The sequence below is a fragment of the Turicibacter sp. TJ11 genome, from assembly GCF_021497505.1.
Taxonomy (GTDB): Bacteria; Bacillota_I; Bacilli_A; order MOL361; family Turicibacteraceae; genus Turicibacter.
The window spans coordinates 1000956-1022335 of sequence record NZ_CP069349.1 but is presented as its reverse complement, the minus strand read 5'-3'; the positions used below and the strand labels follow the sequence as shown (position 1 = coordinate 1022335).

General features: G+C 35.0%; 14 protein-coding genes and 3 tRNA genes. 16 read left to right on the top strand and 1 reads right to left on the bottom strand.

Features of this window, described 5'->3' with window-relative positions; genetic code table 11:
* Nucleotides 1–118: 118 nt before the first annotated feature.
* Nucleotides 119–850 carry a hypothetical protein gene (locus tag JRC48_RS04775; protein WP_235070716.1) on the top strand — a complete coding sequence of 244 codons (732 nt, stop codon included), beginning with the start codon at nt 119–121 and terminating at the stop codon, nt 848–850.
* A 360-nt stretch (nt 851–1210) separates the two neighbouring features.
* The gene (locus JRC48_RS04770; protein WP_235070715.1) at nt 1211–2827 is read left to right on the top strand and encodes an IS1182 family transposase; all 1617 of its coding nucleotides are present in this window, start codon (nt 1211–1213) and stop codon (nt 2825–2827) included.
* A gap of 662 nt (nt 2828–3489) precedes the next feature.
* On the opposite strand, the gene JRC48_RS04765 is transcribed toward JRC48_RS04770, so the two are convergent.
* Nucleotides 3490–3576 (bottom strand) — tRNA-Leu (locus JRC48_RS04765).
* 408 nt (nt 3577–3984) lie between these two features.
* On the opposite strand from JRC48_RS04765, the gene JRC48_RS04760 reads away from it, so the two are divergent.
* The 14 genes from JRC48_RS04760 to murD all read left to right on the top strand — a co-directional run bounded on the left by JRC48_RS04760 (nt 3985) and on the right by murD (nt 21141).
* Nucleotides 3985–4061: transfer RNA gene (locus JRC48_RS04760), tRNA-Arg, on the top strand.
* 41 nt (nt 4062–4102) lie between these two features.
* A tRNA-Arg gene (locus tag JRC48_RS04755) sits at nt 4103–4179 on the top strand.
* Nucleotides 4180–4290: 111 nt separating this feature from the next.
* Nucleotides 4291–5259: a hypothetical protein gene (locus JRC48_RS04750; protein ID WP_235070714.1), complete on the top strand. Its 969-nt coding sequence runs from the start codon at nt 4291–4293 to the stop codon at nt 5257–5259.
* A gap of 80 nt (nt 5260–5339) precedes the next feature.
* Nucleotides 5340–6623 (top strand): trigger factor, encoded by a 1284-nt coding sequence (tig, locus tag JRC48_RS04745; protein ID WP_235070713.1) that lies wholly within the window; start codon nt 5340–5342, stop codon nt 6621–6623.
* A gap of 179 nt (nt 6624–6802) precedes the next feature.
* Nucleotides 6803–8029: an ATP-dependent Clp protease ATP-binding subunit ClpX gene (clpX, locus tag JRC48_RS04740; protein WP_235070712.1), complete on the top strand. Its 1227-nt coding sequence runs from the start codon at nt 6803–6805 to the stop codon at nt 8027–8029.
* Between the two features lie 216 nt (nt 8030–8245).
* Nucleotides 8246–10570: an endopeptidase La gene (gene lon, locus JRC48_RS04735; RefSeq protein WP_235070711.1), complete on the top strand. Its 2325-nt coding sequence runs from the start codon at nt 8246–8248 to the stop codon at nt 10568–10570.
* Between the two features lie 12 nt (nt 10571–10582).
* Nucleotides 10583–11206, top strand: a complete 624-nt coding sequence (gene yihA / locus JRC48_RS04730) for a ribosome biogenesis GTP-binding protein YihA/YsxC (RefSeq protein ID WP_235070710.1) — start codon at nt 10583–10585, stop codon at nt 11204–11206.
* Nucleotides 11207–11530: 324 nt separating this feature from the next.
* The gene (gene rsmH / locus JRC48_RS04725) at nt 11531–12463 is read left to right on the top strand and encodes a 16S rRNA (cytosine(1402)-N(4))-methyltransferase RsmH (protein ID WP_235070709.1); all 933 of its coding nucleotides are present in this window, start codon (nt 11531–11533) and stop codon (nt 12461–12463) included.
* A 21-nt stretch (nt 12464–12484) separates the two neighbouring features.
* The gene (locus JRC48_RS04720) at nt 12485–12838 is read left to right on the top strand and encodes a cell division protein FtsL (protein ID WP_235070708.1); all 354 of its coding nucleotides are present in this window, start codon (nt 12485–12487) and stop codon (nt 12836–12838) included.
* A 61-nt stretch (nt 12839–12899) separates the two neighbouring features.
* Nucleotides 12900–15122, top strand: coding sequence for a penicillin-binding protein (locus JRC48_RS04715; protein ID WP_235070707.1), 2223 nt, complete (start codon nt 12900–12902; stop codon nt 15120–15122).
* A 272-nt stretch (nt 15123–15394) separates the two neighbouring features.
* Entirely contained in the window at nt 15395–17302 is a 1908-nt protein-coding gene (locus JRC48_RS04710; RefSeq protein WP_235070706.1) for a stage V sporulation protein D, read from the top strand.
* A 21-nt stretch (nt 17303–17323) separates the two neighbouring features.
* Complete coding sequence (locus JRC48_RS04705; protein WP_235070705.1) at nt 17324–18775, top strand: UDP-N-acetylmuramoyl-L-alanyl-D-glutamate--2,6-diaminopimelate ligase; 1452 nt, start codon at nt 17324–17326, stop codon at nt 18773–18775.
* A 2-nt stretch (nt 18776–18777) separates the two neighbouring features.
* On the top strand, nt 18778–19746 hold the full coding sequence (gene mraY / locus JRC48_RS04700; RefSeq protein WP_235070704.1) for a phospho-N-acetylmuramoyl-pentapeptide-transferase: 969 nt from the start codon (nt 18778–18780) through the stop codon (nt 19744–19746).
* A gap of 36 nt (nt 19747–19782) precedes the next feature.
* Complete coding sequence (murD, locus tag JRC48_RS04695) at nt 19783–21141, top strand: UDP-N-acetylmuramoyl-L-alanine--D-glutamate ligase (RefSeq protein ID WP_235070703.1); 1359 nt, start codon at nt 19783–19785, stop codon at nt 21139–21141.
* The last annotated feature ends 239 nt before the right edge of the window (nt 21142–21380 follow it).

Below are 21380 nucleotides of genomic sequence, written 5' to 3'. Positions count from 1 at the left end.
ACTTAAAGGTTAGAAGAGGGGGATCACTAACGCATTTGTTTTTAAATCTATCTATTTCAAGTTTCGCCTAAATAGATTCATCATATAGTAAATTAGATAGATAAAGTGAGGGGATACAATGGAATACGGAATTAGTGGTTATCAAACGGATTATCGCTTTGAGAAAAAGACAGTGGTAGAGCTTGATAGTCAGCTAGCATATTTAACCGAAGATACGGTCTTAGATAAAGTCTACTTACTAGGAACTAAACAAGGTGATCACTTAATTTATACTGAGATTACACTTGTCATTGAAAATGGAAAAACGGGAGATAGACAATTCTATCCTATTCCTACTTCAAGTGGAATGGGTGGAGGTTTAGATATTGGAGACTTTAATCATGATAAACAACAAGACATTGGCGTTTATATTTTAAGTGGTGGAACGGGAAATCAAGTGGATTACTACTTGTTCTTTAATGAAGAAAGAAAGGTTCAACTTGGATTTAGTAATCGCCTATTTGAAGAAGGCTTAGAGTATAAAGTCACCTACTTGCCTTATTATCAAGTGGAGGTTAAGAACTTAAAAACAGATGAGGAAACCATCCTTAATCTGACGAATAAAAGCGCCGATTACTTAGCGGCCATTTATGATGATAGAGGTCAGTTAAAGCAATCGTTAAATGGGGTGGTAGCACGGGTAAGTGATTCAAACTCCATTAATAGTAAAGTGCACGATGAAGGTCATGACTTAATTTTAACTCAAAGAATTTTAGGTCGTTCTCATAATGATACACTAGGATATGTGCAGTCATACATTAGCTTTGATGATGGGAATTATTACGTCTATCGATCATTAATCTCTCAATAACAGGAGATTTAACTAAAAAGTATGACTAAAAGTCAAAAAAAATCAAATACTAAAGCTAGAAATTGTAAGTTGGAGTGATAATGATGACAATTGAAGCTTTTGTATTTGGTGCTATCTTTGAGATGTGTATCACTTATTTAATCTTATGTGAGTTATTCTTTTAAAAAACATCATCTCTCATTAGGAGATGATGTTTTTTTATGAGAAACGATACATTTAACAAAAGAACTATGACGATGACTGCACGAAAAAATTATAAAAAAAGGGGCTGTCTCAAAATAGATGGCCCTTGAATTAAAAATCTAAAAGATACAAAAAAAGGCAGTCCCATTCGGGACTGCTTTTTTGTATACTTTTTTTATGCGTAATCAAGAAAATATACATCAAGATTATACAACTTATTCAGCTGGATATCAACTCTCTTTAACGATGGATATTCAAGTTTATATTCCACCTCATGATCCTGTACGTTTGCTTAATCAATTATTGGAGGGATTAGATGATAAAAAATTATTAAGCACTTACTCTGATAAAGGGAGAAATTCTGTCGTACCACCGGTGATCATGTTTAAGATTTTAATTTACGCGTATATGAATCGCTCTTTTTCTTCACGAGAAATTCAGCGACTTTGTCAACGGGATATTCATTTTATCTGGTTATTAAATGGATATCCAGCGCCTAGCCATCATACGATTAATCGATTTAGAAAACATCATTTAAGCGATGGTGTCATGGAAGATTTATTTGATCAATTCATTGAGCGTCTTCACACCTTAGATGAAATTCATTTTAAAAACCTATTTATTGATGGAACAAAAATTGAAGCCAATGCCAATCGCTATTCGTTTATTTGGTTAAAATCAGTGACTAAAAATGAAGCGAAGCTCCAGGTCAAAATAGAAAAACTCCTTCAACAAGTGAATGACAGCTATCTCACTTCCTATTCATTTGATGTTAAGAATCCATTACCTGTGTTAGAGGCTTGTTTATTGAATTTAAAAGAAAAAGTCATCGAGCAATCTCTTGAATTTGTTTATGGGAAAGGGAAGCGAAAAACAGAGCTTCAACGTCAGATTGAAACACTTGAAGCATTCATAGAGAAACAAATCATTTACTTGGACTATCAAAAAATGATCGGTTCAACCCGCTCAAGTTGTTCAAAAACAGATCCGGATGCCACCTTCATGCGAATGAAAGAAGATCACATGAAAAATGGGCAACTCAAACCTGGGTATAATGTCCAGATTGGAGTTGAGGCCGAGTATATCGTAGGTGTGGGCGTTTTTCAGTCAGCTAACGATGTCCCCACACTCATTCCATTTTTAGATTCCCTGAAAGGTCGGCTTTCCAGAACGTTTAAACAAATCATTGCGGATGCTGGATATGAAAGTGAAGAAAATTATGCTTATTTGAAGGAAAACCATCAAAAAGGTTTCATTAAGCCCCTCAACTATGAAACCTCAAAAACAAGAAAATATAAAGCTCAACTGGGGAAACGAGAAAACATGACGTACGATGAACTCAACGATACCTATACGTGCGCAAATGGCAGAACGTTAAAACCGATCGAAGTTAAAATTCGAGAAAGTCAGACCGGTTATCGAAAAGAAGTCACGATTTATGAATGTGAAACCTGCCAAGATTGTCCTTTGCGTTTAAAATGTACAAAAGCGAAAGAAGGAAACTCAAAACGATTGGAAGTGTCTAAAAAAATGCTTTCGCTAAGAACAGAGTCACTTAAAAATATCCAAAGTGAAGAAGGGATTCTGTTAAGAAAGAATCGTTCGATTCAAGTCGAAGGTGCTTTTGGCGTGTTAAAACAAGATTACGGCTTCAGAAAATTTTTAACCCGTGGAAAAATTCAGGTCACAGTCGAACTATTGCTTCTATGTTTTGGATATAATGTACAAAAATTACATAAAAAAATTCAAAGCCATCGTTGCGGACAACAACTTCATCCAGGGAAAGTGGCTTAAAAAATCAGAATAGACTGTCATTTTGAAGGAAAGAAACGTCCTTCTTTTCGTCGTGCTTAAAATTAAGTCTAACCCATAAAATTAAATTTACAGACTGATTTTTTTACGATGAATAGCCAAAAAAAGGAGCATGTCGCTCCATGACTATAAAATTTTAGTCATTTTGATACAGCCCCCTTATAAGTGACAGTATGGTGGAGTAAAATGTGTGGGTATGAGTGGTAAGACGTCGTGTTTGTTTAATAAAGTGATAAAAGGATCGGGTATTATGATAAGTTTAAGTGAAAAGAATAAGGAAAGGAGTAGTGTGTCAAATGTTAGGATTAAAACAATGGATTAAAGGAATGAATGATTAGGAAAGGGAGTATGAAAGTAAAGGAGAAGTATGAGTGATGGATCATAGAATTTTTTAAAATAATCAATTGTTTCATAGGGTCTACTGTCCTTAATCGACTGAGGATACGTAGAAGTGATTAAGCGAATAGATGTTTTGTTAAAGGTTTGTAGGAAAGTTAAATGTTAGACTGAATTAGGAGTGTTTGTGGGATGTTTGATTGATTTCGTATCCTCAATATACTGTATGATAATTTAAGTGAGTTGAATGTGTTTTATTCCTATCTAATAAAAAAAACATCTCATTAAGAGATGTATCGTACTTTTTATGGTACCAGTGGCCGGACTCGAACCGGCATGAAGTAAACTTCGGTGGATTTTGAGTCCACTGCGTCTACCAATTCCGCCACACTGGCATTTATAAGACTATTATAGCATAAAAAATTTCTTTTTCAAGTTAAAATATGGAAAAAATTTTATCAGATAAAAAATGCCCAATTAATTGAAAGGAATTGATTTGATCATGAATTCATTTTAAACAACGATCGATAAGAAAGATGAAACTTTTTTAAGAATAGTTGTTTTTGATGCCATGATGAAGGGATTAATTTTAAAGAAGCAATAGTTAGTGAAGATGATTTAGTTCAGTTGTTATCAAACGATATTTAATAAGAGTTAAATGAAGAAGAACAATAAATTTAATCAGAGATGAAAGTTTATGGAAAAAATTTCTTAGAGAAAAATATTCATAATTTATTTACAAACATCGTCAAATGGTTTATTATACTTAATGTGGAAAACAACAACAAATCATAATCTTAAATGTCTCGGTAGCTCAGCTGGATAGAGCAACGGCCTTCTAAGCCGTCGGTCGGGGGTTCGAATCCCTCCCGGGATGCCATTTTTAAATAATATAAATGATTTAAAATGTTAAAAACAAATGTCTCGGTAGCTCAGCTGGATAGAGCAACGGCCTTCTAAGCCGTCGGTCGGGGGTTCGAATCCCTCCCGGGATGCCATTTATAGACGATAGCGAACTACAAGAATGTAGTTCTTTTTTTATTATCCATTGAACAAAAACTAACTAGAGTTAAAAATTGAATTTTTAAAGACATAGATGAGGTGAACAGATGGGTGAAATTTATGATTTTCAAACAAACTACATCGCAAAAATTGAAGAATCATCTAAATTAATTGAAAAAGGATACATCGATCAGGCGATTTGTATGTTAGAGGATTTTTTAGCTGTAGTCAAAGATCCTAAAATTAAACAGGAAGTGAATAAACAATTAATGACAGCCTATCTGTTAAAGGGAGAATTAGACACCTGTGAAGCATTAATTTTAGAAATTAAGAATCAAAAAAGTTTAGATTTAACGATAGCAGCCTATGATATATTAGTTGCTATGTTTCAAGGGCAAGAAGCGAGTGCCAAACAAAAACAAGAAGAGTATCAACAACTCTTAGGACTCACTGCGTTATCCTCTAAAAATTTAGTGGAACTGATTTATCAATTAAAGACCTACTACGAAAGTGTTTGGTATGAGATGATTGAGAAAAAAATTCAAGTGTTAGAGCGCGAGGGGGATTTGGAAACTCAATTACTTGTCATTTCAGACTTACGTACTGTTGATTCATGGAAACTTCAGTTATTTCAAGAGAAATTTGAACAACTATTAAATCAATGTGAGATAAATATCGTGAAGACAATGTTATTTGAATTGTTAGCTCAAAAAGACATTGAGTGTTCTGTTAACTTCACGCAAGAACAAAATCATCAAACTTTAATCACAACAACGGTCAATTTTGAAGCCTTTTATGCGACGTTAGAAGAAGCTTTGGCTCTTTTAACTGAGATGACGCTTGATGAAGTCACTCGTGAGGTATTAAAACAGCACGTCATTTTCTTTTATCAGTTTTCTTTTCCTTTCATTGAAGAAATGAACCCTCAAGTGGTTATAAATGAATTAGCTCAAGTTTTATTCAGAATGAATTTAACTGAAACTGAGGATGAGGAAGCAGTTGAAAAAACAGAAAAAATAGCTGGAATAAGATACAAAATGAGTCAGTATATCCTAAGTTTATCATCATTAATGTAGAAATTAGAAAAAGCCTATGTTATAATTTAAAAGTTGTTACAAAGATGTAAACGCAACGTTAAAAGATGGAGGTTATGATCATGTCAGTTAAAGTTGAAACAGTAGAAACTAACAAAGTAAAATTAACAATCACTCTTTCAGCAGAATCATTTGATAAAGCATTAGATGGTGCATTCAAGAAAGTATCAAAAAACTTACAAGTACCAGGATTCCGCAAAGGGAAAATGCCTCGTGCAATTTTTGAACAAAAATTTGGTGTAGAAGCATTATATGAAGATGCATTAGATATGTTATTACCAAAAGCATACATGGATGCTGTAGCAGAAACAAATGTTGCACCAGTTGCTGCACCATCATGGGATATTAAACAAATCGGAAAAGGGCAAGAGTTAATTGCTGAAGCAACAGTTGCTGTTAAACCTGAAGTTGAATTAGGGCAATACACAGGAATCGAAGTTGAAGAATTATCAACAGAAGTAACAGAAGCAGACGTAGAAGCTGAATTAGAAAAATTATTACAAAACCATGCTGAAATCGTTGTAAAAGAAGGTGCAGTAGAAAACGGTGATACTGCTGTTATCGATTACGAAGGATTCAAAGATGGAGTTGCATTCGAAGGTGGAAAAGGTGAAAACCATCCATTAGTTATCGGATCAAACTCTTTCATTCCAGGATTTGAAGAGCAATTAATCGGAATGACTGCTGGAGAAACAAAAGATATTACAGTAACATTCCCTGAACAATACCATGCAGCTGAATTAGCAGGAGCTGAAGCAGTATTTAAAGTAACATTACATGAAGTGAAAACTCGTGAATTACCTCAATTAGATGATGAGTTCGTTAAAGATTTAGATCGCGAAGGAATCGAAACAGTAGCAGACTTAAAAGCAGATTTAGAAAAAACAATCAAGTCTCAAAAAGAAACAGCTGCTCGTAACCACGTGATTGATACAGTTGTTGAAAAAGTAACTGAAAATGCTAAATTCGAAATCCCAACTGAAATGATTGATTCTGAAGTTGAACAAATGGTACGTGAAGCAGATCAACGTTTCCAAATGCAAGGATTTAACTTAGATTTATACTTCCAATTCACAGGAATGGATATGGATAAATTCAAAGCACAATTACGTACGGAAGCACAAAAACGTTTAAGCTACAACTTAACGTTAGAAGCAGTTGTTAAAGCTGAAAACATCGACGTAACTGAAGAAGAAGTAGATGCTAAATTAGCTGAAATTGCACAAGCATACGGACGTGAGTTAGAAGAATTAAAAGCTCAATTACCAAGCTTAGCAATGTTAAAAGAAGATTTAAAAGTTCAAAAAGCTGTTGACTTCATCGTAGAAAAAGCGGTTCGTAAATAATTCATAGATAAATATAGGTTTAACTTATAATGAGGCGCGTACCATTCGTGCCTCATTTTGTGCAATATAAGAGGTTGCAAAAAATGTCTAAAATGGACATTAATAATTTTAGGCCTAGTTGAATATATTGATATTAGTTATTCAATAATGAGAGTGGTCACTGTATGGAGGTGTAAAGGATGAATAATATAGATATTACCTGCTCATTTTGTGGGAAAAGTCACGATGAAGTGAATAAAATTATCGCTGGACCAGGTGTATACATTTGTGATGAATGTATTGAAATGTGTTCAGAAATTATTGAAAATGAACAGACGGATGAATTAAGCGAAGAATTTAAAACATTACCTAAACCAAAAGAAATCTATGATTTATTAAATGAGTATGTTATCGGCCAAGAAGATGTTAAGAAAGTTTTGGCTGTTGCCGTATACAATCACTATAAGCGTTTAACTTCAAATAGTGAAGGTGAAGACGATGTTGAAATCTCAAAAAGCAATATCTTATTGCTAGGATCAACAGGTAGTGGGAAAACATTACTAGCTCAAACATTAGCAAAGGTTTTAGATGTTCCATTTGCTATTGCTGATGCAACATCATTAACTGAAGCGGGATATGTTGGAGAAGATGTTGAAAATATTTTACTTCGATTATTACAAGCGGCTGACTTTAATGTTGAAAAAGCCCAACGAGGAATCATTTATATCGATGAAATTGATAAGATTGCTCGACGCTCAGATAACCCATCTATTACTCGTGATGTCTCAGGAGAAGGGGTACAACAAGCCTTATTAAAAATTTTAGAAGGTGTTGTAGCCAATGTACCGCCACAAGGTGGACGTAAACATCCAAACCAAGAATTCATTCAAATTGATACGACTAACATTTTATTTATGGCAGGTGGTGCATTTGCCGGAATAGAAGACGTGGTGAAACGCCGTATCGGTAAAAAAGTGATTGGGTTTGGTGCTGACTCAAAAGCAAACACCATGAGCAAGAAAGAAATTTATAGTCAAATTCAACCCGATGATCTTCTAAAATTTGGATTAATTCCTGAATTTATCGGTCGTTTCCCAATCATTGGGGCATTAAATCCGTTAGAAGTTGAAGATTTAGTTCGTATCTTAACAGAACCTAAAAATGCTTTAACAAAACAATACAAAAAAATCTTTAAAATGGATAATGTTGAATTAGAATTTGATGAGGATGCTATTTCAGCGATTGCAGAGAAAGCAGTTGAACGAAAAACTGGAGCACGTGGACTACGTTCAATCATCGAGTCAATTATGACAGATGTGATGTTTGAAATTCCATCAACCGATAACGTGGAAAAATGTATTATCACACGTGATGTCATTGAAGAGAATAAGCAACCGACATTAGTTTTTAAAAATGATGTAGCATAATTATCATTTACTAATATTTTTGGAGTTTTTTGTGTTATAATAGAGGATAGAGTAAGGAAGCGATAAGCTTCCTTTTCTATATCATCTGAATTGTCCGCTTAAACTATAAATGAAACTGATGACTGTTAAATAACCGTAAAGCAACGAGTTTGAATTCAAAGTCGTTGTAATCGATCCAAATATGTTGTATTAAAAGTACTAGTGAGGTGAGTGGAAATGAGAATAGATGTAAACAGTGTCGAGATGCATACGTTACCTGTTTTACCAGTTCGCGGTGTCATCTCATTACCAAATACAGAGATTCGATTAGAAATTGGACGTCCACAATCAATTGAAGCATTAGAAGCTTGTGAGGCGAATGGGAACTATGTGGTATTAGTGTCTCAAGTCGATCCAAACGTTGAAGTGCCTCAAAGCGATGATTTATTCCAATATGGAACGATTGCGAAAATTACGATGAAAATTAAACTTCCAAATGGACATTACAAAGTAAAGTTTAATTCAATTACGCGCGTTGAAGTGGATGAATATACTCAAGTTGATCCTTATTTTGAAGCTGTTGTCAAAACAATGCCTTCTGTTTTAATGGAATCTGATCAAGAAGAAGCCATGCTTCGCTTATTATTAGACGAAGTATCTGAACATGGAAGTTTACTATTTGCTCATCCAGCCGATGTAACAGCCTTAATTGATGCTGCACAAACAGCTGATAAAGTTTCAGATATTATCGCTTTTTATTTACGAATTTCTGAAGAAGATAAAATGAAGTATTTATCATTAACTTCTGTTGAGGAGCGCTTAAGTACTTTATTAAAAGATATTGAAAAAGAAAAAAATATTGCTGAATTAGAAATAAAAATTAATCAAGAAGTAAAACGTTCATTAGATGAACATCAAAAAGAGTTTTACTTACGTGAAAAGATGAAGGCGATTCAGAAGGAATTAGGAGACGATTATTCTAAAGATTCAGTGAGTCAGGAATTTAGAGAAAAAGTTCAATCACTAAAAATGCCAGAAGCTGTTAAACAAAAGGCGTTAGAGGAAATTAAACGCTTTGAAATGCTACCTGCAAACTCGAGTGAATCAGGTGTTGTTCGAACATATTTAGAATGGTTAGTTGCTCTTCCATGGGATGTCAAAACAGAAGATAACAAAGATATTTTATTTGCAGAAAAAACGTTAAATGATCAACACTTTGGTCTAGAAAAGGTTAAAGAACGTATTTTAGAATATTTAGCAGTCAAAATAATGACAGGAAAAAATCCATCGACGATTTTATGTTTAGTTGGGCCTCCAGGTGTTGGGAAAACATCTTTAGCGCGTTCAATTGCGGATGCATTAGGACGTCAGTTTGTTAAAATTTCACTTGGTGGTGTAAAAGACGAATCTGAAATTCGAGGACATCGCCGTACTTATTTAGGAGCTTTACCTGGACGTTTAATTCAAGCGATGAAAAAAGCGGGAACTACCAATCCAGTTTTCTTATTAGATGAAATTGATAAAATGGCAAGTGATTATAAAGGGGATCCAGCATCAGCTATGCTAGAAGTATTAGATCCTGAGCAAAACAGTCACTTCAGTGATCATTATCTTGAAGAAGAATATGATTTATCACAAGTTTTATTTGTTGCAACTGCAAACTATTTAGAAAATATTCCAGCACCACTTCGTGATCGTATGGATATTATTCATGTTGATAGTTATACAGAACAAGAAAAAGCTGAAATTGCGACACGTTATTTAATTCCACGTCAATTAGAAGCACATGGTTTAGAGGCGAGTCAATTAACAATTGCTGATGGTGTTGTGATGGAAATGATTCAGTACTATACACGAGAAGCGGGTGTTCGTCAGCTTGAGCGATTAGTTGGTTCAATTTGTCGTAAAGTAGCAAGAAAATTATTAGCTGAAAACTTAGAAACTGTTCATGTGGATTCAACCATGCTTGTTTCATTACTTGGAAAACATAAGTTTAACCATGGATTAATCGAACAAGACGATCAAATTGGGGTAGTAACTGGATTAGCCTATACGCAATTTGGTGGAGATATTTTACCTGTTGAAGTGACTTATTATAAAGGAACTGGAAAAATGGTTTTAACAGGTAAATTAGGAGATGTCATGAAAGAATCAGCTCAAACAGCGATTAGTTATGTTAAAGCGAATGCAGAGAAGTTTTCAATCGATCCAGCGATTTTTAAAGATCATGACATTCATATTCATGTTCCTGAAGGAGCAACTCCAAAAGATGGACCATCGGCCGGTGTAACGATGGTGACTGCCCTTGTCTCTGCGTTTACGCAAAAAACAGTTAAGCGTGAAGTTGGAATGACCGGAGAAGTGACGTTACGCGGACGTGTCTTACCAATTGGCGGATTAAAAGAGAAATCAATCTCAGCACATCGTGCCGGCTTAAAAGTCGTGATCATGCCAAAAGACAATGAAAAAGATCTAGATGATATTCCAGAAAGTGTGAAAAAAGAGATTACATTTATTCCAGTTTCTACAGTGGATGAAGTTTTACAACAGGCATTACGATAAGGTGTTGATGATATGCAAATTACAAAAGCAGAATATGTAAAAAGTTGTGTTCGTGCAGAACACTATCCAACAGATGGATTACCAGAGATGATTTTCGCGGGTCGTTCAAATGTTGGAAAATCTTCGTTTATTAATTCTTTAACGAATCGTAAACATTTAGCGCGTGTATCGAGCCGACCAGGAAAAACACAAACGTTAAATTTTTATAATATTAATGATGTGATGTACTTAGTCGATGTCCCTGGATACGGATACGCAAAGGTGAATCGTTCGTTAAAAGAATCATTTGGTCGTATGATTGAAGAATACTTAGTAGAGCGCGAAGAATTAATCTTAGGTGTTTTACTAGTCGACTACCGCCATAAACCGACACAAGAAGACATTGCGATGTATAGTTTATATAAATACTATGAGATCCCAACGTTAGTGATCGGAACGAAGAAGGATAAGGTTAATCGCAGTCAGTATAAAAAGCAAGAAAAATTAATTAAAGAAACATTAGACTTTGATGAAAATGATGTTTTCGTCGCTTATTCTTCAGAAACACATGAAGGTCGTGAAGAAGTGCTAGGTATTTTTGAAGATTTAATTCAACAATATCATGAAATTATAGCTGAAATGGCAGAAGAAGAATAATTCAAAAGCTCCCCAAAACTGGGGAGCTTTTTTGATGAAATCATAATTATATGAAAGATTTGAAACTTTAGAACATTTTTTATATAAATCAGCTTAATTTTATTTCAAATACAGATGAGATAATGTATAATTAGTGGTGAAAAGTGGATATAAAAGCAATCATTCATAATTTTCGGATGATTTTTGATTGTTTATAATAATAAATGATAGTTTCACAATGAATGAAAGATAAAAAGTTTTTTATCTCAAACGATAGACAATAAATAAAGAAATTGAACTTGATATAAAACCTATATCAGAGTTGATTTATAGGAGGTTTCAACCATGTTTAATCACTACTCAGTCTTACTTCATGAATCAATTGAAAATTTAAACATCAAAGAAGATGGAATTTACGTTGATTGTACATTAGGTGGTGGAGGTCACAGTAGCGAAATTTTAAAGAGATTAACAACAGGTCATCTTTATTCGTTTGACCAAGATACATTTGCCATTGAAAATGCAACGAAACGATTACAACAAATTAGTGATCATTTTACGATTATCAAAAGTAACTTCGTTCATTTAAAAGAAGAGTTAGCAGCACGTGGCGTTCATCAAATAGATGGTATTATTTTTGATTTAGGCGTCTCTTCGCCGCAGTTTGATACACCAGAGCGTGGATTTAGTTATAATTACGATGCCAAGTTAGATATGCGTATGGATCAAGAAGCCGAGTTAACGGCTTATGACATTGTAAACGAATGGGAATACAAAGATTTAGAATTTATTTTCCGTGTTTATAGTGATGAGAAATTTTCAAAACAAATTGCACGTGCAATTGAACGCTATCGTGAAAAACAACCGATTGAAACAACGTTTGAATTAGTTGAGATTATTAAATCAGCTATTCCGGCACCGGCGCGCCGTAAGGGAGGACATCCTGCCAAACGTACGTTTCAGGCGTTACGTATTGCCGTTAATGATGAGTTAAAAGTATTTGAGTATGCGTTAAAAGATGCCATGGATTTACTTGCTGTGAATGGCCGTGTAGCGGTTATTACGTTCCACTCGCTTGAAGATCGAATTTGTAAGCATATGTTCAAAGAACGCGGGGAAGCAAAAGATATTCCAAGAGGATTACCGATTATTCCTGAAGAGTTTCAACCAGAGTTTAAGATTATAACTCGTAAACCTATTGTAGCAACAGAAGATGAGTTAGCCGAGAATAATCGCTCACATTCAGCGAAATTAAGGGTAGCGATGAAATTAAAATAAGTTCTAAGGGGGAAGTAAAGAATGAGTCCAGTTAAAAAACAGTTAGTCCATCAGCAACCACTTCAAGAAGTTCGTTTAAAACCAACACAAAAACGTAAAGTAAAGAAGAAAGGATTATACTCATTACAGGGGATTGTGGCCATGAGTGTCGTTGGGGTGTTTCTTCTTTTATTAGGTAAAGTTCACTTAGATGGACAAATTAATCAGTTACATTATCAAGTCGAGCAATTAAAGCTTCAAATTGATCAACAAGTCGTCGCAAATGAAGAACTTTATTCGAAGATTTCTGAGTTATCGACTTATTCACGTGCCATGGAAATTGCAAAAGCCAATGGACTATCGACTTATGAAAATATCATTACCATTGGAGAGTAACTTCGGTTACTCTCCGTATTTTTATCAGTTAATAAAGAAATGAGTTGTGAGGTAGAGGTTAGTGAAACGAAATAAGCAACAATTAAATAATTTAGGGAGACGGACACTCGTATATATAATAGCTGCTTTTGGTGGCGCTTTTTTATATGTCGCTTTTTGTTTTATAAGAATTGCGGTGACTGGAGAAATTAAAGGGCATGATTTATATGAGTATGCACTAGAAAAGTACTTAGTTGAAGAGGTGGTGACAGGAAGACGAGGAACGTTATATGATCGAGATGGAAATGCACTGGCTGAACAATTAACCTCTTATACGTTATATGCTAACTTGTTCGACGGATATGGAGATTATGTAGAAGATATTGACTATACCGCTAAACAGTTAAGCACCGTCATTGATCTAACAGAAGAAGAGATTGTGACGATTTTATCAAAGGAAAATGTCACACAAGTAGAGTTTGGAACTGCCGGAAAGCAGTTGACTTATTTAGAAAAAGAGAAAATCGATGATTTAGGTCTGAGTGGAATTAAGTTTCGTCAAAATACGAAACGTTTTTATCCTCATGGTGTCTTTGCTTCCCATACGATAGGATATACGAAGCTTAATGATGAAACAGGCTCATTAACAGGTGAAATGGGCTTAGAGCTTTATTTAGATGAATATTTAGCTGGAAAAGATGGGATTATTCAGTACATTAAAGATAAGCGAGGATATTTACAGCCAAACAAAGAGGAATATGTCGTTGAGCAAGCATATGATGGTTATGATTTTTATTTAACCTTAGATTCAACCATTCAAACTTTTTTAGAAGAGGGGATGGATACGGTTTATGAACAAGCGAATCCGGAAAATTTAGTCGCTGTTGTCGCTAATCCAAAAACAGGTGAAATCTTAGCGATGGGAAGTCGATCAAGTTTCGATCCTAATATAAGAGATATCGAAAGTTATAATAACCCGATTGTTTCTGAGCCGTTTGAACCCGGTTCAACGATGAAAATTTATACGTATGCAGCCGCGATTAATGAAGGTAAATACTCAGGAAGTCAAACGTATCAATCAGGATCTCGTTTGGTCAATGGATCAACACTTCGAGATTATAATACGTCATGGGGAACGATTACATATGATCAAGGATTTTATCGCTCATCAAATACAGCAATCATTGATATCTTAAATAATTGGATTAGTCCGGATCAATTTATTGAGTATTTAGAAGCCTTCGGATTTGGTTCAACAGTTGGGGTACCATTACCTTCAGAAAGTTCAGGAACACTACCAACTGATTGGGATTTAACACAAAAGATAACCGCAGGATATGGGCAAGGGATTTTGACGACACCGATACAACATATTCAAGCAATTACTGCGATTTTAAATGAAGGAAAGCTAATGAAACCCCAATTAATTTCACAGGTGTACGATCCAAATAATGAGGAAATCATATATGAAGTGGAGCCTGAACAGGTTGGAACGCCAATTAGCGCACAAACGGCCGAACAAGTGAAGCAATTAATGATTGGGGTCGTCGAAAGTGAAGATGGATCAGGACGTATTGCCTATAGTTTGAAAGATTTTTCAAGTGGTGGAAAAACAGGAACGGCTCAGATTGCGGATGGTACTAATGGTTATTTAGCCAATGAATATGTATATAGTTATATTGGATTTGCCCCAGCGGATGATCCGCAATTAGTGATGTATGTCGCGATGAAAAGACCTGAAACAGGTGGACATGATCAACTAGGACAAATCTATCGATTTGTGATGCAAAATGCACTCATTTATTTAGGGGCTGAAAAAACACCAGTGACAGATATTTCTGACGTTTATCAAAACACAGAAGTTCCACAACTCATGAATGAGTCTGTTGAAAGTGCGGTAACTAAGATTGAGGAACAACAGTTGGAACCGATTGTCATTGGTGATGGGACACAAATTTTTGTACAGTCACCAAAGGCTCAATCGTCAGTCAGTGTCGGAAGTAAAGTGTTTATTCAGACGTCTAAGACGTACTCACTACCAAACTTAACGGGATGGACAAAAGATGAAGTCGTTCAGTTTGCGATGTTAACCGGACTTGACGTCGAATATGTTGGTGAAGGGTATGTCATCGATCAATCCATTCCTGAGGGACAGTTGTTAACGAATCCGATTGGCATTAGAATCACGCTCACGAAAGATACTGAGTTATTAAATGACAAAATAGCAGAACAACATAAACAAGACAATTCGGCTATACAAGAATCGAATACAACGGAAGAAACAGACGAGGAATCTCAAGAATAAGAGAGGCTTCATCATTCGTGATTGAATGATGAAGTCTTTTTTTTTATGTCATTTTTAATAAGAAAGAATACTGGATTTGAAGGAATCATGATGGATTCTTTCATCCATCAGAAATAATTTACATAAAATTAGAATAGTTGTAATAAATTTAAATTAAAAGAATTTTAAAGGGGATGTTTATGTATTTACTTTAACAGGAACTCATATATTTACTATGGATATGAAAAGAAATAATAAACGAATCTCAATTCATCGAATAAGGGGGATAAGAAATGAAACAGTCAGGAGTTATACAGCGAAGACTAGTGATACTACTTTCAATTGTTTTAATTTATTTTGTTGCACTTTTTATACGTCTTGGATATCTACAAATCTTTGATTCTAAAACATTAGTCGATCGAGCTGAGGGATTATGGTCACGTAATTTACCGATTGAAGGACAACGTGGAATTATTTATGACCGAAATCATGAAGCGATTGTTGATAATGAGATCGCTCCCTCAGTCATTGTCATTCCAAGACAGGTAACGGATGTTGAAAGAACTTCTGAAGTATTAGCCGACGTTTTAGAGGTGAGTGTAGAAGAAGCTAATAGACACGTCACACGAAAAGTTTCAATTGAACGAATTCAGCCAGAGGGGCGAAAACTGTCGTTAGAACAAGTTCAGGCCATTCAAGAAGCTAACTTAGATGGTGTTTATTTAGTGAATGATGTGAAGCGAAGTTATCCGTATGGAAGTTTATTAGCTCATACGCTTGGATTTACCGGAATCGATAATCAAGGGATTACAGGTCTTGAGTATGTGTATAACGATTATTTAATGGGAGAGAATGGAGTTTGGAAATACTTTTCAGATAATAAAGGAAATTCATTGCCGCATTTTTCTGATGATTATTCTCTTTCTTCGCGTGGATTAGATATCGAGTTGACGATTGATCTTCATTTACAAGAGATTCTTGAGCGAGAATTTGATAATGCCGTTGCAAAATATAGCCCTGATCAAATGATTGGTCTTATCATGGATCCAAATACAGGAGAAATTTTAGCGATGTCTTCACGTCCAACCTACGAACCAGAAAACTATCAAGACTATGATCAAGAAATTTATAATCGAAACTTACCCATTTGGTCGACATACGAACCAGGATCAACGTTTAAAATTGTTACGTTCTCTGCTGCTTTAGAAGAAGGCGTGATGAAACTAGAGGATCGTTTTATGGATCCTGGATATGCGATCGTTGATGGCGTACGAATTCGTGACTGGAAAGCAGGGGGACATGGTGATCAATCAATGCTTGAAGTTATTATGAATTCATGTAACCCAGGTTTTATTGAACTCGGTCAACGATTAGGAAAAGAGAAGTTGTTTGAATATATTAGAGCGTATGGATTTAATGAAAAAACAGGTGTCGATATGCTTGGAGAATCACAAGGAATTATTTTTAATCCAGACAACATTGGAAATGTTGAGTTAGCCACTTCTTCATTTGGGCAAGGAAACTCAGTGACCCCAATCCAATTAGTAACGGCGGTGAGTGCAGCGGTTAATGGTGGAAACTTAATGCAACCGTATATTGTGAAACGAATGATTCATCCATACACGAATGAAATTTTATATGAACGTGAACCAAGTGTGAAGCGACGCGTCATCTCTGAAGAAACGTCTGAAACGATGCGCTATGCGTTAGAGATGGTTGGAGCACAAGGAAGCGGGAAAGGTGCTTATATTGATGGTTATCGAGTAGGAGGAAAAACCGGAACGGCACAAAAAGCAAAAGATGGGGCTTATATTAGTGGGGAGTATATTCTATCATTTGTTGGAATTGCACCGATGGATGATCCACAATTAGTCGTTTATGTAGCGATCGATAACCCGAAAAATACAATTCAATACGGTGGGGTTGTTGCGGCACCGATTGCAAGATCAATCTTAGCTGAAGCCTTACCTTATATAGGGGTAGAACCAAGTGAGGAACAAATTGAGAAGAACTATTTATGGACGGATACAAAATATGTGACTGTTGCTGATTTTGTTGGGAAAGAAAGAAAAGAAATTGAATCATCGTATCTTTATAACATTGAGTATTACGGGGAAGGTTCAAAAGTTATCTCACAACAACCAGCAGCTTATTCACGTACAATAGAAGGTGGAACCGTGAGATTGTATTTAGGTGATTAATTTGAAGATGGGAGAGATAGTATGAATTTGTATGAGATGAGTGAACTGTTAGGGTGTATTTTTAAAGGAGAAAACAAGCCTGTATCACATTTAGCCTACGACTCTCGTGAAGTTGAGGCAGGAAGTGTCTTTTTTGCCATTCGAGGTCAAGACCAAGATGGTCATCAATATATTGAAAAAGCGATTGAAAAAGGAGCCATTGCCGTTGTTGGTGAAGAAGATTTAACACTTGAAGTCCCGTACTTTCAAGTGTTAAATACAAAAAAAGCACTGGCCATTGTATCAAATGAATTTTTTGGAAAACCGTCAAAAGATATTAGTTTAGTAGGTGTTATTGGAACGAATGGTAAAACAACGATTACTTATTTAATTCAACATGTCTTTGAATGTTTAGGCGTGGATAGTGGATTAATTGGGACGAATGGTTCATGGGTTGGGCAAAAGATAAAAGCCACGCATACAACGCCAATGAGTGTCGATTTAAATGAACTCTTACAAGAAGGCGTGAAGCATAATCTTCCTTATCTCGTGATGGAAGTTTCATCACACGGAATTAAAGAAAACCGCGTCGATCAAATTCAATTTAATCACTTAATTTTTACAAATATTACGCCAGAACATTTAGATTATCATAAAACATTTGAAGATTATCTGTTTACAAAAATGAGACCATTTATTCAACTAAATGATTATGATCAAGACAAGGTGGCCATTATTAATTGTGATGATGATCATGCGATGGACTTCATTGGAGCAACCAATGGTAAAATTTTAACTTATGCCTGTCAAAAACGGGCAGATGTCTTTGCTGAAGATATTGTTTATGCATTAGAACGAACAGAGTTTTCGCTTTATATTAAAGGAGAGTATATTACTCGAATGACAATTCCTTTGTTTGGAAAATATAATGTTTACAATGTATTATCAGTCTTGGCATACTTTTATTCACTGGATTATGATTTATTGGAAATCGTTTCTTACATTGAAAATGTTTCGGGTATTGAAGGACGATTTGAATATATCAAAACAAGTGATGATATTACAGTGGTGATTGACTATGCTCATAATCCAGATGCTATCTTTCAAGTGCTAACTTGTTTAAATGTGATTGCTGATGGAGAGGTGATTACCGTTTTAGGTGCCGGTGGAAATCGTGATAAAGAAAAACGAAAGATTATGGGGAAACATGCGACTAACTTGTCAGACCATGTCGTTTTCACTAGTGATAATCCACGAAATGAAGATCCTCTCAACATTATTTATGACTTATTATCAGGAACAAGTGGTGTGAACTATACTGTCATTGTCGATCGGGCAAAAGCGATTGAAGCGGCTATTAAACAGGCGAAACCCCATGATTTAGTTGTTGTTTTAGGAAAAGGTCATGAAAAAACCCAAAATATTAATGGTAAAAATGTTCCTTTTAGTGATAAAATAGTCGTTGAAGAAGTGATTAGAAAAAGGGGTATCTAGAAATGTTAAAATCAACTTTATTTGTATTAATTTTTTCATTTTTTCTTTCGACGATGATTGGACCATTTTTCATTCCTTTTTTGCATCGCTTGAAATTTGGTCAAGCGATTCGTGAAGAAGGGCCACAATCTCATCGTAAAAAATCAGGAACACCAACAATGGGAGGTATTATCTTCATTACTTCAATTGTTGTGATTTTATTAGTGACTGTGTTCTTTACTCAATATGCAACCATGAGTAATGAGTTAATGATGTTATTATTAACACTTGTAGGATTTGGTGCGATTGGATTTATTGATGATTTCATTATTGTGGTTCGAAAAAATAATGAAGGATTAAAACCCAAACAAAAAATGTTAGCACAACTTGTCTTAGCAGCAGTCTTTTTCTATTTGTTTTTAATCAGTGACTATTCAACTGAGCTATCTTTCTTTAACTTATTTAGCATTGAATTATCATGGGTTTATGGCTTATTTATTTTATTTTGGATGGTTGGTTTTTCAAATGCCGTTAACTTAACAGATGGTTTAGATGGATTATGTGGTGGAGTTAGTGTCATCACGTTTGGAACTTTTGGAATGATTGCGATCGCTCAACAACAAATCGGAATTGCATTATTCTGTTTTGCTGTTGTGGGAGCTTTATTTGGCTTCTTAGTATTCAACTTAAATCCGGCAAAAGTATTTATGGGTGATACAGGTTCTTTAGCGTTAGGAGCCTCTATAGCAGCTGTTTCGATTTTATTAAAGCAAGAATTATTACTTGTGATTGTTGGATTAGTTTATGTTATTGAAACATTATCAGTTATCATTCAAGTCGCTTACTATAAACGAACTCAAAAACGTATTTTCAAAATGGCACCTATTCATCATCATTTTGAATTATGTGGTTGGAGTGAGTGGAAGGTTGTAACCTTCTTATGGGCGGTTGCCTTAGTTTGTGGAGTGATTGGATTACTGATTGCTATTTAAAAAAGTCATTTAAACTTTTATTAAAGGAAGATTTTTATGAAAAAGTCAATTAGATATGAAAACAAAAAGGTATTAGTTTTAGGTTTAGCTAAAAGTGGAAAAGCAGCTGCACGACTTTTATGTCAATTAAACGCCGAGGTTGTCATTAACGATGGGAATTCGTTAGATGGAAATTCAGATGCTGAAGAAATGTTAGCAGAAGGATTTGAAGTCATTGCAGGTTCACATCCTGTTGAGTTACTCGATCGTGGATTTGATTTGATTGTGAAAAATCCAGGAATTCCTTATCGAAAAGTTCCATTATTAATGGAAGCCATTAGACGTCAAATTCCAATTTTGACAGAAGTACAACTTGCTTATGATATTTGTGAGGCACCTTTTATTGGGATTACTGCTTCAAATGGAAAAACAACAACAACGACTTTAATTTATGAGATGTTAAAGGAATCAAACTTAAATCCATTAATTGCAGGAAATATCGGAGAGGTAGCGTCTTTAGTGGCTCAACAAGCGACAGCTGATCAAGTGTTAGTCACTGAGCTTTCTTCATTTCAGTTAATGGGAATTGATACGTTTAGTCCAAAAATTTCTTTATTGCTTAATATTACGGAAGCACATTTAGATTATCATACAGATCTTAACGAGTACCAACAAGCGAAATTAAATCTGATTTCAAATCAGCAAGCGGATCAATTTTGTGTTTATAACATGGATGATGAAGTGATCGTTAATGGATTATCACGCACCAATGCAACGTGTATCCCGTTCTCTTTATCAAAAGTAGTAGACGGTGCTTATCTTTTAGATGGATGGGTTTATTTTAAAGATGAAAAAATTATAGATGTCGATTCGATTTTGTTAAAAGGAGATCATAATTTACAAGATGTTTTAGGTGCCGTTGCAGTCAGCAAACTATACGGCTGCGAAACAGAGGCGATTAAACGTGTCTTAATGCGATTTGTTGGCGTCAAACATCGACTACAGTATGTTGATGAAGTAGCAGGTGTTAAGTACTATAACAACTCAAAAGCGACGAATGTTATTGCAACACAAACAGCCTTAAAAGCATTTGATCAATCCGTCATTTTATTAGCTGGAGGATTAGATCGTCAGCATGATTTAACGGGCTTAGTTAAATATTTTCCTAAAATAAAAATGATGATCTCATTTGGTGAGACAAAGCATCGATTCAAAGCGTTAGCAGATGAATATTCAATGCCTTGTGTAGTCGTTGAACATCTCGATCAGGCGGTTGCTGAGGCAGCTGCACACTCAAACTCTGGTGATGTCGTCTTATTATCACCTGCTTGTGCAAGCTGGGATCAATATCCAAACTTTGAAATTCGTGGCGATCGTTTCATCGAATTAGTTGAGCAGTTAAAACTTAATCACTAAAAAGGCTTGATGGAATTCCATCAAGCTTTTTTCAATTCTTAAAGATAGGCTCTGTTTTAGAAGCGTGTTGATATTTAACTAAAATCACGAATGTCATGTTAATGTCGTTAAACGATTCATCTGTTAAAATTGGTACAATCAATGCTCTTAGTCATCAACCTTTATTTAAACGCTGTGTTTTAGAAAAGCGTCGATATTTCATACAAAATTTGCATAACTAACCCCTAAATTATCCATTA

What these genes read in the sequence shown, in the direction of transcription:
- mraY (WP_235070704.1), top strand. Translation starts at nt 18,778, where the DNA reads ATGTTAAAATCAACTTTATTTGTATTAATTTTTTCATTTTTTCTTTCG.
- JRC48_RS04750 (WP_235070714.1), top strand. Translation starts at nt 4,291, where the DNA reads ATGGGTGAAATTTATGATTTTCAAACAAACTACATCGCAAAAATTGAA.
- JRC48_RS04720 (WP_235070708.1), top strand. Translation starts at nt 12,485, where the DNA reads ATGAGTCCAGTTAAAAAACAGTTAGTCCATCAGCAACCACTTCAAGAA.
- yihA (WP_235070710.1), top strand. Translation starts at nt 10,583, where the DNA reads ATGCAAATTACAAAAGCAGAATATGTAAAAAGTTGTGTTCGTGCAGAA.
- JRC48_RS04705 (WP_235070705.1), top strand. Translation starts at nt 17,324, where the DNA reads ATGAATTTGTATGAGATGAGTGAACTGTTAGGGTGTATTTTTAAAGGA.
- tig (WP_235070713.1), top strand. Translation starts at nt 5,340, where the DNA reads ATGTCAGTTAAAGTTGAAACAGTAGAAACTAACAAAGTAAAATTAACA.
- clpX (WP_235070712.1), top strand. Translation starts at nt 6,803, where the DNA reads ATGAATAATATAGATATTACCTGCTCATTTTGTGGGAAAAGTCACGAT.
- lon (WP_235070711.1), top strand. Translation starts at nt 8,246, where the DNA reads ATGAGAATAGATGTAAACAGTGTCGAGATGCATACGTTACCTGTTTTA.
- JRC48_RS04775 (WP_235070716.1), top strand. Translation starts at nt 119, where the DNA reads ATGGAATACGGAATTAGTGGTTATCAAACGGATTATCGCTTTGAGAAA.
- rsmH (WP_235070709.1), top strand. Translation starts at nt 11,531, where the DNA reads ATGTTTAATCACTACTCAGTCTTACTTCATGAATCAATTGAAAATTTA.
- JRC48_RS04770 (WP_235070715.1), top strand. Translation starts at nt 1,211, where the DNA reads ATGCGTAATCAAGAAAATATACATCAAGATTATACAACTTATTCAGCT.
- murD (WP_235070703.1), top strand. Translation starts at nt 19,783, where the DNA reads ATGAAAAAGTCAATTAGATATGAAAACAAAAAGGTATTAGTTTTAGGT.
- JRC48_RS04710 (WP_235070706.1), top strand. Translation starts at nt 15,395, where the DNA reads ATGAAACAGTCAGGAGTTATACAGCGAAGACTAGTGATACTACTTTCA.